Raw genomic sequence first — 15,639 nt, forward strand, 5'->3', positions numbered from 1 at the left:
CGCGGAGCTGGACGCGCAGCTGCGCGCCGTCCGCGACGAGAAGGAGGAGCTGGAGCTGCGGCCCGCCGTGGGACGGCGGGCCCCCGTCGTTTCCGTGAACGGTCAGACCCGGTCGCAGGCCTGGGCGCGCAGGGCGCGGGCGAGGTCGTCCCGGCGCTCGGTCACCAGGCGGCGCAGCGCGGGCGCCGCGTCCGGGTGGCCGTCCAGCCAGGCGTCGGCCTCGGCGAGGGTCGGCTCGCCGATCTGGGCGCTCGGGAAGAAGCCGCCGACGAAGCGCATCGCGATCTCGATGGTGCGCTCGGCCCAGATCTTCTCCAGCAGCTTGAAGTAGGGCGCCGCGTAGAGGGCGGTGAGGTCGCGGTGGGCGGGCAGCGCGAAGCCGGCGATGTTGGCCTCGACCAGGGCGTTGGGCAGTTCGTCGGAGTCGACGACGGCCGACCAGGCGGCGGCCTTGGCCTCGGGGGTGGGGCGGGCGGCCAGGCACTGGGTGTACTGGCGCTTGCCGCTGGCGGTGTTGTCGGCGGCGAGCTCCTCGGCGAGGTCCTCGTCGGAGGCCTGTCCGGCGGCGGCCAGGGCGAGCCACAGCGCCCAGCGCAGCTCCTGGTCGACGTCGAGGCCGTCGATCCGGGCGCTGCCGGCGAGCAGGCCGCGGACCAGGCCGAGGTGCTCGGCGCCGCCCGCGGTCTGGGCGAGGAAGCGGGCCCAGGCGAGCTGGTGGTCGCTGCCGGGGACGGCCCCGCGCAGTTCGCGCAGGGCGCCGTCGGCGAGCAGCCGGCCGCCCTCGGCGCGCCAGGCGGGGTCGGCGTAGAGGTCGACGGCGGTCTTGGCCTGGGTGTGCAGGGACTGCAGGACGCCGATGTTGCCCTCCTGGCCGGCGAAGCGCAGTACCAGGGCGACGTAGTCGCGGGCGGGCATGAGTCCGTCGCGGGTGAGGTTCCAGACGGCCGACCAGGCGAGGGCGCGGGCGAGCTCGTCGCCGATCTCGCCGAGGCCGGTGCGCAGGGTCTCCAGCGAGGCGTCGTCGAAGCGGATCTTGCAGTAGGTGAGGTCGTCGTCGTTGAGCAGCACGAGCGCCGGGCGGGGGCGGCCGGCGGCCTCGGCCACGACGGTGCGGGCACCGGTGACGTCGAGCTCGATCCGGGCGGTGCGCACCAGCGAGCCGTCGGAGTCGCGGTCGTAGAGGCCGACGGCGATCCGGTGCGGGCGAAGGACCGCCCCGTCCTGGAGGACGGCGAGTTCGGTGATCCGGCCCTCGGCGTCGGCGGTGACCTGCGGGGTGAGCGAGTTGACGCCGGCGGTCTGCAGCCAGGCGGCGGCCCAGGCCTTGAGGTCGCGGCCGCTGGTCTCCTCCAGGATGTCCAGCAGGTCGGCGAGTTCGGTGTTGCCGAAGGCGTGGCGCTTGAAGTAGCGGCGGGCGCCCTCGAAGAAGGCGTCCGAACCGGCGTACGCGACCAGCTGCTTGAGGACGGAGGCGCCCTTGGCGTAGGTGATGCCGTCGAAGTTGAGCTTGGCGGCTTCGAGGTCGCGGATGTCGGCGGTGATGGGGTGGGTGGTGGGGAACTGGTCCTGCCGGTAGGCCCAGGCCTTGCGCTGGTTGGCGAAGGTGACCCACGCGGAGCTGTAGCGGGTGTGGGCGCCGATCAGCCCGTAGGAGCCCATGAAGTCGGCGAAGGACTCCTTGAGCCACAGGTCGTCCCACCAGCGCATGGTGACGAGGTCGCCGAACCACATGTGCGCCATCTCGTGCAGGATGACGTTGGCGCGGCCTTCGTAGGCGGCGTCGGTGACCTTCGAGCGGAAGACGAAGTCCTCCTTGAAGGTGACGCAGCCGGGGTTCTCCATGGCGCCGATGTTGTACTCGGGCACGAAGGCCTGGTCGTACTTGCCGAACGGGTACGGGTAGTCGAACCGCTCGTGGAAGAAGTCGAGTCCGAGCTTGGTGACGCCGAGGATCTCGTCCGCGTCGAAGTGGCGCGCGAGGGACTTGCGGCACATCGCGGAGAGCGGGATCTCCAGGACGGTGCCGTCGGGCAGTTCGCGGCTGTAGTGGTCGCGGGCGACGTGGTAGGGGCCGGCGACGACGGCGGTGAGGTAGGTGGAGATCGGCTTGGTCGGCGCGAACTCCCAGGTGCGGGCGGCGTCTTCGCCGGGGGTGTGCTCGGTCACGAGCTCGTGGACGGCGTTGGACCACACGTCCCACGCGGCCGGGGCGGTCACGGTGAAGGTGAACGGGGCCTTCAGGTCGGGCTGTTCGAAGGTGGCGAAGACGCGCCGGGCGTCGGCCGGCTCGTAGTGGGTGTAGAGGTAGGTCTCGCCGTCGGCCGGGTCGACGAAGCGGTGCAGGCCCTCGCCGGTGCGGCTGTAGGCGCAGTCGGCGTCGATGGTCAGGACGTTGTCGGCGGCGAGGCCGTCGACGTGGACGCGGGCGCCGTCGAAGGCGGTGGCCGGGTCGATCGCGCGGCCGTTCAGGGTGATCGAGCGGACGGCGGGGGCGAGCAGGTCGAGGAAGGTGGCGGAGCCGGGCCGGGCGCAGCGGAAGGCGACCGTGGTGGTGGAGCGGAAGGTCGCGGCGGCGGGGTCGGGCGCGGAGGTCACGTCCAGCCGGACCCGGTAGCCGTCCACGGTCAGGATGCTGGCCCGCTGCTGGGCTTCGTCGCGGCTCAGGTTCTTGCCCGGCACGGCGTACTCCTTTGTCCGGCTCGCACGGTGGTGCGTTCTGGTCGGTGCTCTCCTGCGCGGCGTCGGCGCATCAGGGCTATCTTTTCACGCCGTCGCGCGCCAGTACCATTGCACAGGCCGGTGGGCCGGGGGCGGAATCAGCGGGGCCGGGCGGGTGTTGGCGCCTGGACGGGGGGAACGCCTTTCCGCCCGTGATTTCCCGGACACCTCACGAAGGACGACCGCAGTGACGACTGCCGCCGAGCGCAAGACCGCCGACTTCTGGTTCGACCCGCTGTGCCCGTGGGCGTGGATGACGTCCCGCTGGCTGATCGAGGTGCAGCAGCTGCGTCCGGTGGACGTGAACTGGCACGTGATGAGCCTGTCGGTGCTCAACGAGGGCCGCGACCTGCCGCAGCAGTACCGCGACCTGATGGACAAGGGCTGGGGTCCGGTCCGGGTGTGCGTCGCGGCCGCGCAGCAGCACGGCGAGGAGGTGCTCGGCCGCCTCTACACCGAGCTCGGCCTGCGCCTGCACAACCGGGCGATGCCGCTGGAGCGGGCGACGGTGGAGGAGGCGCTGGTGGCGGCGGGCCTGCCGGTCGAGCTGGCCGACGCGGCCGACACCGACGCGTACGACGAGGCCCTGCGCGCCTCCCACAAGGAGGGCATCTCGCTGGTTGGGGAGGACGTCGGCACCCCGGTGATCGCCGTCGAGGGCGCGGACGGCGACCGGGTCGCGTTCTTCGGCCCGGTGGTCACCCCGACCCCGCGCGGCGAGGCGGCGGCCCGCCTGTGGGACGGCACCCTGCTGGTGGCCTCCACCCCGGGCTTCTACGAGATCAAGCGCACCCGGACGGCGGGCCCGTCCTTCGAGTGACGCCCGCGGCGGAACGCGGGAGGCCCGGTACCGCCTGGTACCGGGCCTCCTCGCGTGCCTCTTCCCGTGCGTGCGCCGCTACCGCGCGGCCGCGTCCCTGCGCTGCTTGAGCAGCCCGGCGGCGGTCAGCACGGCGACCAGCACCCCGGCCGCGTACAGCTGCTGGCGGTTGCCCTCGGTGGTGGTCATCAGCGCGAGGATGCCGGCCACGGCGGCCATGGCCGCCCAGGTCAGGTACGGGTAGCCCCACATCTTCACGGTGAGCAGCTCGGGCGCCTCGCGCTCCAGCCGGCGGCGCATCCTCAGCTGGACGACGCAGATGAACAGCCAGACCACGAGGATCGCGACGCCGGTGGTGTTCATCAGCCAGGTGAACACCGTCGCGGGCCAGAACTTGGCGGCCAGCACGGCGCCGAAGCCGAACAGGCAGGAGGCCAGCACCGCCCGGCGCGGCACGCCGCCGCTCACCCTGGCCAGCGCCTTGGGGCCCTGTCCGCGGCCGACCAGCGAGTACGCCATCCGGGAGGCGCCGTAGATGTTGGCGTTCATCGCCGACAGCAGCGCGATCAGCACCACCGCCTCCATGATCGTCCCGGCGCCGGGGACCCCGAGGTGGCGCAGCACGGTGACGTACGGGCCGTCCTGGACCACCGCCGGGTCCTTCCAGGAGACGAGGGTGACGACCAGGGCCATCGAGCCGATGTAGAAGATCGCGATCCGCCAGACCGCCGTCCGCACCGCGTTGGCGACGTTCCTCTTCGGGTCGTCGGACTCGGCGGCGGCGATGGTGACGGTCTCCAGACCGCCGTAGGCGAACACCGAGGCGAGCAGACCGACGATCAGTCCGCTGACGCCGGTGGGCAGGAAGCCGCCCTGGCCGGTCAGGTTGGTGGCGCCGGGCGCGCCGGGGCCGAGCACGCCGGCCACGCCGAGGCCGCCGAGGACCAGGAACGCGACGATCGCGGCGACCTTGATCGTGGCGAACCAGAACTCGAACTCGCCGAAGTTCTTCACGGCGGTGAGGTTGCTGGCGCAGAAGAAGACCATGAACAGGCCGACCCAGACCCACGCCGAGACGCCGGGTACCCAGCCGTTGACGATCTTCCCGGCCGCGGTGGCCTCGGCGGCGACGCCGCAGCACAGCATGACCCAGTACATCCAGCCGGCGGTGATCCCGGCCCAGGGGCCGATCTCCTTCTCGGCGTGGACGGAGAACGAGCCGGAGGCCGGGCGGGCGGCGGACATCTCGCCGAGCATCCGCATGATCAGCATGACCAGCAGGCCGGAGAGCGTGAACGCGAGGATGATCGCGGGTCCGGCCGCCGCGATGCCCGCGCCGGAGCCGACGAAGAGGCCGGCGCCGATCACCCCGCCGAGCGCGATCATCGACAGGTGGCGCTGCTTCAGCCCGTGCGAGAGCTGTTGGCCGGCGGCCGGGGGAGCGGTGTCGCTGCTCCCGGGCGCCGGGGGCGCGGAGGTGGGGGCCATGGAAGGGGATCCAGACTGTGCGGAATGCGGCATGAGTTGTCCAATATCCGGGGCAGCCCCAGTCCATGCCAAGGGCGGCCGGGCCGGGCCCACCATGCGGACCCCGCCGTGACGCCGGGTCGGCGAGCGCTCACGTTCCGTCGATCGGGCGGTTCCGACAAGGTCCCGCGGTGGGGGTTTGTCCGAAACCGTGACGGTGGCGGAGTCGATCACCGCGTAGGTTCACAGGTGTTCACTCACCTGGACCCCACGAGGAGATCCCCCATGGCCACTGCCGGCACGTCGATACCGACCCGCGCCGTCCTCGCCGACCTGCTGCCCGCCGCCACCACCCGTCTCGGCGCGCAGGCCCGCGACCTCGCCCTGGTCGCCGGCGGTGCCGCGCTGACCGGCGTCGCCGCCCAGTTCTCGGTCAACGTCCCGGGCTCGCCGGTGCCCGTCACCGGCCAGACCTTCGCCGCCCTGCTGGTCGGCACCGCGCTCGGCGCCCGCCGCGGCGTCGCCTCGCTCGCCCTGTACCTGCTGGCCGGCCTGGCGGGCCTGCCCTGGTTCGCCGAGGGCACCTCGGGCTGGGCGATGCCCTCGCTCGGCTACGTGCTCGGCTTCGTCCTCGCGGCCGGCCTGACCGGCGCCCTGGCCCGCCGCGGCGCCGACCGCAGCCCGGTCAACACCGCCGTGACGATGGTCCTCGGCACCCTCGCGATCTACGCGGTCGGCGTCCCGTACCTGGCCTTCTCGCTGCACGTGCCGCTCGCCCGCGCCGCCGAGCTCGGCCTCTACCCGTACCTGGTCGGCGACGCCCTCAAGGCCGCGTTCGCCGCCGGCGCCCTCCCGCTCGTCTGGCGGCTGGCCGGTAAGCGGTAGCCGGCGGCGGCAGGCCGACGCGGGCGCCCCGGCGCCCCCTGCGGAGCCCGGGTGCCCGCGCATGCCACACTCATGGGCATGCGCGTGTACCTGGGCTCCGACCATGCCGGATACGAACTGAAGAACCACCTCGTGGAGTGGCTGAAGGAGGCCGGCCACGAGCCGGTCGACTGCGGGCCGCACATCTACGACGCCGAGGACGACTACCCGCCGTTCTGCCTGCGCGCCGCCGAGCGCACCGCCGCCGACGCCGACGCCCTCGGCGTCGTGATCGGCGGCTCGGGCAACGGCGAGGCGATCGCCGCCAACAAGGTCAAGGGCGTGCGGGCCGCGCTGGCGTGGAGCGTGCAGACCGCCGAGCTCGGCCGCCAGCACAACAACGCCAACGTGATCTCCGTCGGCGGCCGCATGCACACCGTCGAGGAGGCCACCAAGTTCGTCGAGGTCTTCCTCAACACCCCCTACAGCGGCGAGGCCCGGCACACCCGCCGGATCGAGATGCTGAGCGAGTACGAGACCACCGGCGAGCTCCCGCCCGTCCCGGCCCACCACCCGCAGGGCTGAGACGCTCCTCCAACCGGATTCCCCACCGACCCTCCAGCGGCCGGCCGCGCTCCCCGGCGCGGCCGGCCGCCGTCGTCCGCGCCCCCGCGCCGCCTGTGGCATCGGCCACAGCCCGGCAGCGCGCGAAGACCATCGCACGCGGGGCGCGTACGTCGCCCGCCTGGTTCGTACGCCCAACCGGCGCACGCCTCCTGACGCCACGGGCACCACCGCACCGATCGGCCGAAACCCGCTGACGCGCCCGCACCTCGGCGCGACCGCCCCGGGCCGAGCCGTCGACGCCGGGCGGTGCCCGTGGATAAGGTCGGACCCCATGGCTGGCAGACCGCCGGGCGCACCGCCCCAGACGACTGCGACGAGGCCCGGCGCCGCCCCGGCGTCCGACCCCGTGACGGCCCGGTTGCGCCGGAGGCTCCGCCGGGTCCGCCGAAGGCTGCGCACGGCCGGGGTCGACTACTTCCGCGGCGGCGCCGCCGACTGGCCGGTGCTCTGCGCGCTCGCCCTGCTCGTCCCGCTGCTGATCCTGCTGAACATCTGGATCCCCGCCTGGGCCCCGCCCACCGCCCTCGTCCTGCCGATCCTGGCCGGCGCCCTGCTGCTGCGTCCCGGCAGCCTCGTGGTGCTGTACGCGCTCGCCGCCCTCGGCCTGTCCGCCGAGTCCGTGATCCACACCGGCGAGCGGGTCGCCAGCCTGAACCCGGAGGCGTACGTCTACGGCGTCACCCCCGGTGCGGCCCTCGTGGTCGGCGCCGCCGGGGTCGGCGGCCTGCTGCTGGCCCAGTTCCGGGCCCGGGTCGGCGTGCCCTGGTGGGGCGGCTCGACGATGCTGTTCGACCTGCGCGAGCGGCTGCGGGTGCAGAGCCGCGTCCCGCGGCTGCCGGACGGCTGGCACGCCGACATGGCGCTGCGCCCGGCCGGTGGGCAGTCCTTCTCCGGGGACTTCGTGGTCGCCGCCCGCACCGGCCCGGGCCAGCGCGTGCTGGAGGTGGTCCTCGCGGACGTCTCCGGCAAGGGCATGGACGCGGGCTCGCGGGCGCTGCTGCTGTCCGGCGCCTTCGGCGGCCTGGTGGGCTCGCTGCCCGCGCACGACTTCCTGCCCGCCGCCAACGGCTACCTGCTGCGCCAGTCCTGGGACGAGGGCTTCGCGACCGCCGTCCACCTGGTGCTCGACCTGGACACCGGTGAGTACGAACTGCTCTCCGCCGGGCACCTGCCGGGCATGCAGCGCCTGGCGGGAGCCGGGCGCTGGGAGGTCAAGGAGGCCACCGAGGGCCCGCTGCTCGGCATCTACGACGGCGCCAAGTTCGAGGGCGTGCGCGGGCGCCTGAACCGCGGCGACGTCCTGCTGCTGTGCACCGACGGCATGGTCGAGGCACCCGGCCGGGACCTCACCGAGGGCATGGACCGGCTGATGGGCGAGGCCGACCGGCTGGTGCCCGGCAGCGGCCCGGGTGCCGGGGCCGGCGCCGCCGCCGCGCTGATCGAGACGGTCGCCCGGGACATCAACGACGACCGCGCGGTGCTGCTGCTCTGGCGCGACTGACGCCCCGGCCGGCCGACGGACCGTCCGCGGCGCCCGCGGCCGGATCCGCCGGGGCCCCGCGGTGGCACGTGCCGCGGGCAGGACCTGTCAAGCCTGGGTGCCGATCTTCGGCCAAATCGGGCGCCCCGTCAGCGGAGTGGACCTGAGCCTTCCGTTCCCCGCCGCCGCGCGTTCCCCGGCCGCTCAGCGCGGCCCCGCCGACGATTCGTCAGAACGACTCGGCTATCGTCTCGGACGGCGGAAACTCGTCTCGCATCCCAGGATATCGGCGTCGGGCCGACTGTCAGACCTTTACGCAATCGGCACGGTCGACCACACTGAGTCCGGGCGGGACTGGTCAGGATTCGGGGGATGGGGGGCGTCATGAGCGGCACGGAAGACCTTGTGCGATCGCCGAGTGCTCCCCGCCCGGCCGGGGTGTGCCGGACGGTCCGCGATTCCGCCTCGGGACCGTCGGACAGGCCGGGGTCCGGCTTTCGCAGGTGCTGCCGGCCGGTGGCACCACGCTATGAAACGAGGAAGTGAGTCCGGGTGGCACTCTCCGTCTCCGCGCTGGTCCTGTTCGCGATCCTGTGCATCATCTTCATCCGCAACAAGCAGATGAAGATCCCGCACGCGATCATCGCCGCCCTGTTCGGCTTCATGCTCCACGAGACCACCGTCGCCGGTTCGATCAACTCCCTGCTGGCGAACCTGGCCCACAGCATCTCCGGCATCACCGGCGGCTGACGGGAGGGCCGGCGGCACCCGCGCGAGGGTCACCGGCCGGCCCGTCTGGCCTCCCGCCAGCGAGCGAACAGTCCCCGGGGGCGCACCGCCGCCGGGGCGGGCGTGCGCACCGGTGCGGGCGCCCCGGCACCTGCCGGCACCACTGCCGGCCCGACCGGGCGCACCGCCGTCAGCAGGACGAACAGCCGTGCCCAGCACAGCCGTTCGCCGCGGGGCCAGTCCAGCGCGCGCAGCGCCGCCGAAGCCGCCTCCGACACCTCGCCGTCGACCCGGACCTCGGCGACGTCGTCGCCCGCCTTCCCGCCCAGGAAGAGCTTCACCCCGACCGGGTCCGCCCCGGTCAGCCCCGGCAGCAGCGCCGGCGCCAGCGCGGGCAGCACCCGGTGCTCCGCGAGCCAGGCCGCCAGCCGCTCGTTGCCGAAGCCGAACACCGCCGCCGGCCCCTGCAGCACGTGCCAGCCGGGCAGTTCGGCGTGGTCCGCGCGGTCGGCGTACACGCCCCGGCCGTCCGCCAGCTCGACCAGCACCGAGGCGGTGGTGGTCGCCCACATCTTCACCGCGTTGGCGAGCTTCTCCTCCTCGGTCTTGCCGAGGCCGGCCGCGCAGTCCCAGACCACGGGTGCGTCCGCCCGCCCCAGGTGCAGCACGAAGCCGAGGTCGACGTGACCGCCCCCGTCGCCGCCCGGGTGTTCGCGCACGGCCACCGCCGTCGTGCCCGGGCCGCGCACCACCTCGCCGTCGACCCTGAACACCTGCCCGAGCCCCGCCATCTCCCGCACCACGCAGCGCTGTATGACGGCAAGCCGCTCCTCGGGACGCACCGGAACTCCTCCACCTCGGGACCGCAGTCGTCTGCGTAGTGATCTGCGTGACGCGCGGTTTCGCGTGACGCTCCGGACACGCGATCGAACCGTGCTCGAACGCGCCGAGGCTATCGGCCCGACAGCCTGCCGGGAAACCGCCCGGACCGCCCGGACCTCCGGTCGCGGAAATGTCCGCGATGCCCCACTTTGGGGAGCGGAACCTGAAGGCCGCCCGCCCGGAGAAACCGCATGCCCCGCACCGCCCCGACACCCCCGCCGTCGCTGTCCCTCCCGCCGTCGATCCTCAAGGGCGCGGACGGCTCCGGCCTGGTCGCCGAGGTCGAGGCCTACCTCGCCTCCCTGCCCGCCCCCGCCCGCACGCCCGTCCCGTACGTCTGCCCGTACGGCACCGCCCCGCTCGCGTGGCACGCCGGCCACCCCGAGCCCCGGGCGACCCTGGTCGACCGGGTGCTGCGCCGCCCCGCCCGTCCGGTGCCGGTCAGCGCCGCCGACCACCTGCGGCTCGCCTCGCGCTACATCGGCGCGTTCGGCTGGCTCCAGGGCGCGCTGTGGGACGCGGGCGGCCGGGTCTGCCTCCTCGGCGCGCAGGCCGCCGTCCTCGCGCACGGCTACGGCACCCCGCGCACCGTCCGCACCGCGCGCGTCCAGCTGATGGAGGTCCTGCACGCGACCGGCCGCCCGGCGCGCTCCCCGGACGAGTACAACGACCGCCCGACCACCCGGGAGGCCGACGTCCACCTGCTGCTCGACCGCGCCGCGGCCCGCGCCGCCCGCCTGGGGCTCTGACCTGCGGACGGCCCCGGGAACGCCGACGGCCCCGGTGCGAGGACGCACCGGGGCCGGGTCGTGGAGCGGGCGACGAGAATCGAACTCGCGTGACTAGTTTGGAAGACTAGGGCTCTACCATTGAGCTACGCCCGCGCGATCCCCCGGCACCGAGCCGGAAGTTCGGGGAACAGCGTACCTGGTCCGGTCGCTTCCGTGCACACCGCATTTCCCCGTCGCCCCCGGGCATGCTCCCGAAACCCCCTCCGGCGGCCCCGAAATAAGTCGGCGAACCGCCGGGGCCCGGCGTGTACGCTTCCTCTCGGCACCACGGGGTGTGGCGCAGTTTGGTAGCGCGTCCGCTTTGGGAGCGGAAGGCCGTCGGTTCGAATCCGGTCACCCCGACGTGCGGCAGGGTCTCGCCCACCGGGCGGGGCCCTGTTCTGTTACCGGGGTACGGTGACGTCTGGCGTCCGCCTTTCGTGGTACCGGTAGGATGGGGCGCTGGCGGTAGTCCCTGCGGCGTCCACCCAGGTCAACCGCACGAGGGCGAGGAGTCACGCTCACCGTCCACCCCCCACGGGAGATGCAGCTCCAACCGCCCATCGCCCGTCTCGCCAGACCCACCCGTACCGGCCCCGGCCGGCGCGACCGGGGCTGGGGAGGCAACCTGACCGCAAGCCCATAGGAGACCAAACCGTGAAGAGCGCCGTCGAGACTCTGAACCCGACCCGGGTTCGACTCACCGTCGAGGTGCCCTTCGAGGAGCTCAAGCCCAGCCTCGACGCGGCGTACAAGAAGATCAACCAGCAGGTCACGGTTCCGGGCTTCCGCAAGGGCAAGATCCCGGCTCGCGTCATCGACCAGCGTTTCGGCCGTGGCGCCGTGCTGGAGGAGGCCGTCAACGACGCCCTGCCGCGCTTCTACACGCAGGCCGTCGACGAGGGCAAGATCGAGGTCCTCGGCCAGCCCGACATCACCAACATCGAGGGTGTCGAGACGATCGCCGATGGCGGTGACCTGAAGTTCACCGCCGAGGTGGACGTCCGCCCGGAGATCACCCTGCCGGAGTTCTCCTCCATCGAGGTGACGGTCGACCCGATCGTCGTCGCCGACGAGGACGTCGACAAGTCCCTGGAGCAGCTGCGCGAGCGCTTCTCCTCGGTCAAGGACGTCGAGCGCGCCGCCGCCGCCGGTGACATCGTGGTCGTCGACCTCGTCGCCAAGGTCGACGGCGAGGTGCCGGAGGACGGCACCGCCAACGGCGTGAGCTACGAGATCGGCTCCGGTCGCCTGATCGACGGCATCGACGACGCCGTCACGGGCCTGGAGGCCGGTGGCACCGCGACCTTCGAGACCGAGCTCAAGGGCGGCACCCAGGCGGGCAAGACCTCCGAGGTCACCGTCACCGTCACCGCCGTCCAGGAGAAGGAGCTGCCCGAGCTGGACGACGAGTTCGCCCAGCTGGCCAGCGAGTTCGACACCCTGGAGGACCTGCGCGCCGACTCCCGCAAGCGCCTGGAGCGCATGAAGGAGTACGACCAGGCCACCCAGGCCCAGGAGAAGGTCCTCGACGCCCTGCTCGCGCTGGTCGACATCGAGTACCCGGAGAAGCTCCTCAAGGACGAGATCGAGACCCGCAAGCACAACCTGGAGCACCACCAGCTGGAGCCGATGGGCCTGACCATCGACGCCTACCTGGAGACCCAGGGCAAGACCCGCGAGGAGTGGGAGGCGGAGATCGAGGAGCAGGCGAAGAAGGGCATCAAGACCCAGTTCGTCCTGGACCAGATCGTCGCCAACGAGGAGCTGGGGGTCAACCAGGAGGAGCTCACCGAGCACCTCATCCGCCGCGCCGCCGGCTCCGGCCTCACCCCGGACCAGTTCGCCCAGCAGGTCGTCCAGGGCGGCCAGGTGCCGCTGCTGGTCGGCGAGGTCGCCCGCGGCAAGGCGCTGGCCACCGTGGTCGAGGCCGCCAAGGTCGTCGACACCGAGGGCAACGAGGTCAACTTCGACGACGAGGACGAGTCGGGCGAGACCGCCGAGGCCACCGAGGCCGCCGCCGAGGAGACCACCGAGGCCTGATCGGCCCCGGTAGCCCCCTGAGGCACGCAACGGGCCCGGACGCCGTCATGGCGTCCGGGCCCGTCGCCGTTCCCGGCACGGGCGCCCCAACCGGAGCAGTCCCGTCCGGCGCGCGCGACCCTGCGCTCACAGCGAACAGTTCTGCGTGGGGGATTCTGCGGCCCGGCCTGCGCGTTAGGGTCCTTGGACAGCAACAATCACGACGTGATACCCGGAAGCTGTGCGACACCGTGACGGCCGCTCGGCGACCGTCCAAATCGACTGAGCAGGTGGCTAAGTGACGTTCCCGCAGATGCAGATGGGCCCGATGGCGCCGCACGCCGCCTCTGGTGACGTGCTCGGCGGCCTGGGCGACCAGGTCTACAACCGGCTGCTCAACGAGCGGATCATCTTCCTCGGCCAGCAGGTCGACGACGACATCGCCAACAAGATCACCGCGCAGCTGCTCCTGCTGGCCGCGGACCCGGAAAAGGACATCTTCCTCTACATCAACTCCCCGGGCGGCTCGATCTCGGCCGGCATGGCGATCTACGACACCATGCAGTACATCAAGAACGACGTCGTCACCATCGCGATGGGCATGGCGGCCTCGATGGGCCAGTTCCTGCTGACCGCCGGCGCCAAGGGCAAGCGCTTCTCGCTGCCGAACGCCAACATCCTGATGCACCAGCCGTCCGCCGGCCTCGGCGGCTCCGCCACCGACATCCGCATCCAGGCCGAGCAGCTGCTGCGCACCAAGAAGCGGATGTCCGAGCTGATCGCCTTCCACAGCGGCCAGTCCTTCGAGCAGATCACCCGGGACTCCGACCGCGACCGCTGGTTCACTCCGGAGGAGGCCCTGGAGTACGGCCTGATCGACGCGATCATGCACAGCGCCGCGGACGTTCCCGGCGGCGGCGGCACGGGCGCCTGAGCCTCGGCCCGGCCCACGAGACCACAGCCCCAACGCCCCGGAGGACAAGAACCCCCATGAACATCCCCAGCCTGTCGGCCGCCCAGGCCCGCGTCGAGGACATGCGCGCCGAGGGCCGCTACATCGTCCCGCGCTTCGTCGAGCGCACCACGCAGGGCATCCGCGAGTACGACCCGTACGCCAAGCTGTTCGAGGAGCGCATCATCTTCCTCGGCTCGCAGGTCGACGACGTCTCGGCGAACGACATCATGGCGCAGCTGCTGTGCCTGGAGTCGATGGACCCGGACCGCGAGATCCAGATGTACATCAACTCGCCCGGCGGCTCGTTCACGGCCCTGACGGCCATCTACGACACCATGCAGTACGTGAAGCCGGACATCACCACGGTCTGCATGGGCCAGGCGGCCTCCGCCGCGGCCGTGCTGCTCGCGGCCGGCACCCCCGGCAAGCGCATGGCCCTGCCGAACGCCCGGATCCTGATCCACCAGCCGTACACCGAGACCGGCCGCGGCCAGGTGTCGGACCTGGAGATCCAGGCCAAGGAGATCTTCCGGATGCGCGAGCAGCTGGAGGAGATGCTGTCCAAGCACTCCAGCAAGTCGGTGGAGCAGGTGCGCGAGGACATCGAGCGCGACAAGATCCTCACCGCCGAGGAGGCCGTCGAGTACGGCCTGATCGACCAGATCATCTCCACCCGCAAGACCTCGCTGACCTCCTGAGGCCGGCAGGGCGCCGGGGCGGGGCGCGCGCGGGTCGCGTGCCCCGCCCCGGACCCTTGGGCGGCCGCCGCAACGGCATCTGTTCGGTATCAATTCGCCCAGGGCGTAGGGCAGACCCGGCGAAGAGGACGGAATCAGGGGCCCGGCAGAGTACCGTCGGATAGCGAGACCGATCGCCGTCGGCGTTGACGGTCCACAGCACCAGGCCCCGGAACCCCCGCGGGGCCCCTGGCGAAGGGGAAGCACCTCGTGGCACGCATCGGAGACGGTGGCGACCTGCTCAAGTGCTCGTTCTGCGGCAAGTCGCAGAAGCAGGTGAAGAAGCTGATCGCCGGCCCAGGCGTGTACATCTGCGACGAGTGCATCGACCTGTGCAACGAGATCATCGAGGAGGAACTCGCCGAGACCTCCGAGGTGCGCTTCGAGGAACTCCCGAAGCCGCGCGAGATCTACGAGTTCCTGGACCAGTACGTGGTCGGCCAGGACCTCGCCAAGAAGGCGCTGTCGGTGGCCGTCTACAACCACTACAAGCGGGTCCAGGCGGGCGAGGCGGGCCGCAGCGGCGGCAACGGCCGCGACGACGCGATCGAGCTGGCCAAGTCCAACATCCTGCTGTTGGGCCCCACCGGCTCCGGCAAGACCCTGCTGGCGCAGACCCTGGCCCGGATGCTCAACGTGCCGTTCGCGATCGCGGACGCCACGGCGCTGACCGAGGCCGGGTACGTCGGCGAGGACGTCGAGAACATCCTGCTCAAGCTGATCCAGGCGGCCGACTACGACGTCAAGAAGGCCGAGACCGGGATCATCTACATCGACGAGATCGACAAGGTCGCGCGCAAGAGCGAGAACCCGTCGATCACCCGGGACGTCTCCGGCGAGGGCGTGCAGCAGGCGCTGCTGAAGATCCTGGAGGGCACCACCGCGTCGGTGCCGCCGCAGGGCGGGCGCAAGCACCCGCACCAGGAGTTCATCCAGATCGACACCACCAACGTGCTGTTCATCGTCGGCGGCGCGTTCGCCGGCCTGGAGCGGATCATCGAGGGCCGCGCGGGTGCCAAGGGCATCGGCTTCGGCGCGAACATCCGCTCCAAGCGGGAGTCGGACGCGAGCGACCACTTCCGTCAGGTGATGCCCGAGGACCTGGTGAAGTTCGGCATGATCCCGGAGTTCATCGGCCGTCTGCCGGTGATCACCAGCGTGCACAACCTGGACCGCGAGGCGCTCCTGCAGATCCTCACCGAGCCGAAGAACGCGCTGGTCAAGCAGTACCGCAAGCTCTTCGAACTGGACGGCGTGGAGCTGGAGTTCACGCGCGACGCGCTGGAGGCGATCGCCGACCAGGCGATCCTGCGCGGCACCGGCGCGCGCGGGCTGCGGGCCATCATGGAGGAGGTGCTGATGTCCGTGATGTACGAGGTCCCCTCGCGCCAGGACGTCGCCCGCGTGGTGGTCACCGGGGACGTGGTCTCCAAGCACGCGATCCCGACGCTCGTCCCGCGCGACATGATCAAGCGCGAGCGGCGCGAGAAGAGCGCCTGAGCCCGGGAGTCCCGGACCTCCGAACGAACGAGAGGGCCCCGCACCACGACGGTGCGGGGCCCTCTCGT

13 protein-coding genes and 2 tRNA genes are annotated in these 15,639 nt (G+C 72.1%); 11 read left to right on the top strand and 4 right to left on the bottom strand.

Translation table 11 applies throughout. From position 1 onward, the window contains the following. Positions 1 to 102 precede the first annotated feature (102 nt). Positions 103 to 2,679, bottom strand: coding sequence for an aminopeptidase N (gene pepN, locus AB0C76_RS39940; RefSeq protein WP_359975253.1), 2,577 nt, complete (start codon positions 2,677 to 2,679; stop codon positions 103 to 105). 292 nt (positions 2,680 to 2,971) lie between these two features. Between pepN and AB0C76_RS39945 the strand changes: the two genes are divergently transcribed. Further along, entirely contained in the window at positions 2,972 to 3,538 is a 567-nt protein-coding gene (locus AB0C76_RS39945; RefSeq protein WP_359975277.1) for a disulfide bond formation protein DsbA, read from the top strand. Positions 3,539 to 3,616: 78 nt separating this feature from the next. Here the strand turns inward: AB0C76_RS39945 and AB0C76_RS39950 are convergent, their stop codons facing one another. After that, the gene (locus AB0C76_RS39950) at positions 3,617 to 5,026 is read right to left on the bottom strand and encodes an amino acid permease (RefSeq protein WP_359975256.1); all 1,410 of its coding nucleotides are present in this window, start codon (positions 5,024 to 5,026) and stop codon (positions 3,617 to 3,619) included. A gap of 264 nt (positions 5,027 to 5,290) precedes the next feature. On the opposite strand from AB0C76_RS39950, the gene AB0C76_RS39955 reads away from it, so the two are divergent. The 4 genes from AB0C76_RS39955 to AB0C76_RS39970 all read left to right on the top strand — a co-directional run bounded on the left by AB0C76_RS39955 (position 5,291) and on the right by AB0C76_RS39970 (position 8,726). After that, positions 5,291 to 5,890: a biotin transporter BioY gene (locus tag AB0C76_RS39955; protein ID WP_359975259.1), complete on the top strand. Its 600-nt coding sequence runs from the start codon at positions 5,291 to 5,293 to the stop codon at positions 5,888 to 5,890. A 78-nt stretch (positions 5,891 to 5,968) separates the two neighbouring features. Then, positions 5,969 to 6,454: a ribose-5-phosphate isomerase gene (locus AB0C76_RS39960; RefSeq protein ID WP_329931170.1), complete on the top strand. Its 486-nt coding sequence runs from the start codon at positions 5,969 to 5,971 to the stop codon at positions 6,452 to 6,454. 313 nt (positions 6,455 to 6,767) lie between these two features. Next, positions 6,768 to 7,997 (top strand): PP2C family protein-serine/threonine phosphatase, encoded by a 1,230-nt coding sequence (locus tag AB0C76_RS39965; protein ID WP_359975262.1) that lies wholly within the window; start codon positions 6,768 to 6,770, stop codon positions 7,995 to 7,997. 531 nt (positions 7,998 to 8,528) lie between these two features. Next, on the top strand, positions 8,529 to 8,726 hold the full coding sequence (locus AB0C76_RS39970; RefSeq protein ID WP_329931168.1) for a hypothetical protein: 198 nt from the start codon (positions 8,529 to 8,531) through the stop codon (positions 8,724 to 8,726). A gap of 29 nt (positions 8,727 to 8,755) precedes the next feature. Here AB0C76_RS39970 and AB0C76_RS39975 read toward each other — a convergent pair whose 3' ends face one another. After that, positions 8,756 to 9,547 carry a DUF6348 family protein gene (locus AB0C76_RS39975; protein WP_359975265.1) on the bottom strand — a complete coding sequence of 264 codons (792 nt, stop codon included), beginning with the start codon at positions 9,545 to 9,547 and terminating at the stop codon, positions 8,756 to 8,758. 231 nt (positions 9,548 to 9,778) lie between these two features. Between AB0C76_RS39975 and AB0C76_RS39980 the strand changes: the two genes are divergently transcribed. Next, on the top strand, positions 9,779 to 10,336 hold the full coding sequence (locus AB0C76_RS39980; protein ID WP_359975268.1) for a hypothetical protein: 558 nt from the start codon (positions 9,779 to 9,781) through the stop codon (positions 10,334 to 10,336). 61 nt (positions 10,337 to 10,397) lie between these two features. Here AB0C76_RS39980 and AB0C76_RS39985 read toward each other — a convergent pair. After that, a tRNA-Gly gene (locus AB0C76_RS39985) sits at positions 10,398 to 10,471 on the bottom strand. A gap of 175 nt (positions 10,472 to 10,646) precedes the next feature. On the opposite strand from AB0C76_RS39985, the gene AB0C76_RS39990 reads away from it, so the two are divergent. From AB0C76_RS39990 to clpX, 5 genes are all read left to right on the top strand, one after another. Further along, a tRNA-Pro gene (locus tag AB0C76_RS39990) sits at positions 10,647 to 10,720 on the top strand. 294 nt (positions 10,721 to 11,014) lie between these two features. Next, a complete protein-coding gene (gene tig / locus AB0C76_RS39995; protein WP_359975271.1) occupies positions 11,015 to 12,400 on the top strand; it encodes a trigger factor in 1,386 nt (461 codons plus the stop codon). Positions 12,401 to 12,698: 298 nt separating this feature from the next. Then, positions 12,699 to 13,313: an ATP-dependent Clp protease proteolytic subunit gene (locus AB0C76_RS40000; protein ID WP_329931219.1), complete on the top strand. Its 615-nt coding sequence runs from the start codon at positions 12,699 to 12,701 to the stop codon at positions 13,311 to 13,313. A gap of 56 nt (positions 13,314 to 13,369) precedes the next feature. Beyond that, positions 13,370 to 14,032: an ATP-dependent Clp protease proteolytic subunit gene (locus tag AB0C76_RS40005; protein ID WP_359975274.1), complete on the top strand. Its 663-nt coding sequence runs from the start codon at positions 13,370 to 13,372 to the stop codon at positions 14,030 to 14,032. Between the two features lie 249 nt (positions 14,033 to 14,281). After that, positions 14,282 to 15,571 carry an ATP-dependent Clp protease ATP-binding subunit ClpX gene (gene clpX / locus AB0C76_RS40010; protein ID WP_329931163.1) on the top strand — a complete coding sequence of 430 codons (1,290 nt, stop codon included), beginning with the start codon at positions 14,282 to 14,284 and terminating at the stop codon, positions 15,569 to 15,571. The last annotated feature ends 68 nt before the right edge of the window (positions 15,572 to 15,639 follow it).

Origin of the sequence: Kitasatospora sp. NPDC048722, assembly GCF_040650235.1 — a bacterium.
Classification (GTDB): Bacteria; Actinomycetota; Actinomycetes; order Streptomycetales; family Streptomycetaceae; genus Kitasatospora.

Excerpts from the sequence above, each read along its gene's own strand:
- AB0C76_RS40000 (WP_329931219.1), top strand. The coding sequence starts at position 12,699 with ATGGGCCCGATGGCGCCGCACGCCGCCTCTGGTGACGTGCTCGGCGGC.
- AB0C76_RS39945 (WP_359975277.1), top strand. The coding sequence starts at position 2,972 with ATGACGTCCCGCTGGCTGATCGAGGTGCAGCAGCTGCGTCCGGTGGAC.
- AB0C76_RS39960 (WP_329931170.1), top strand. The coding sequence starts at position 5,969 with ATGCGCGTGTACCTGGGCTCCGACCATGCCGGATACGAACTGAAGAAC.
- AB0C76_RS39980 (WP_359975268.1), top strand. The coding sequence starts at position 9,779 with ATGCCCCGCACCGCCCCGACACCCCCGCCGTCGCTGTCCCTCCCGCCG.
- AB0C76_RS40005 (WP_359975274.1), top strand. The coding sequence starts at position 13,370 with ATGAACATCCCCAGCCTGTCGGCCGCCCAGGCCCGCGTCGAGGACATG.
- AB0C76_RS39955 (WP_359975259.1), top strand. The coding sequence starts at position 5,291 with ATGGCCACTGCCGGCACGTCGATACCGACCCGCGCCGTCCTCGCCGAC.
- AB0C76_RS39965 (WP_359975262.1), top strand. The coding sequence starts at position 6,768 with ATGGCTGGCAGACCGCCGGGCGCACCGCCCCAGACGACTGCGACGAGG.
- AB0C76_RS39950 (WP_359975256.1), bottom strand. The coding sequence starts at position 5,026 with ATGGCCCCCACCTCCGCGCCCCCGGCGCCCGGGAGCAGCGACACCGCT.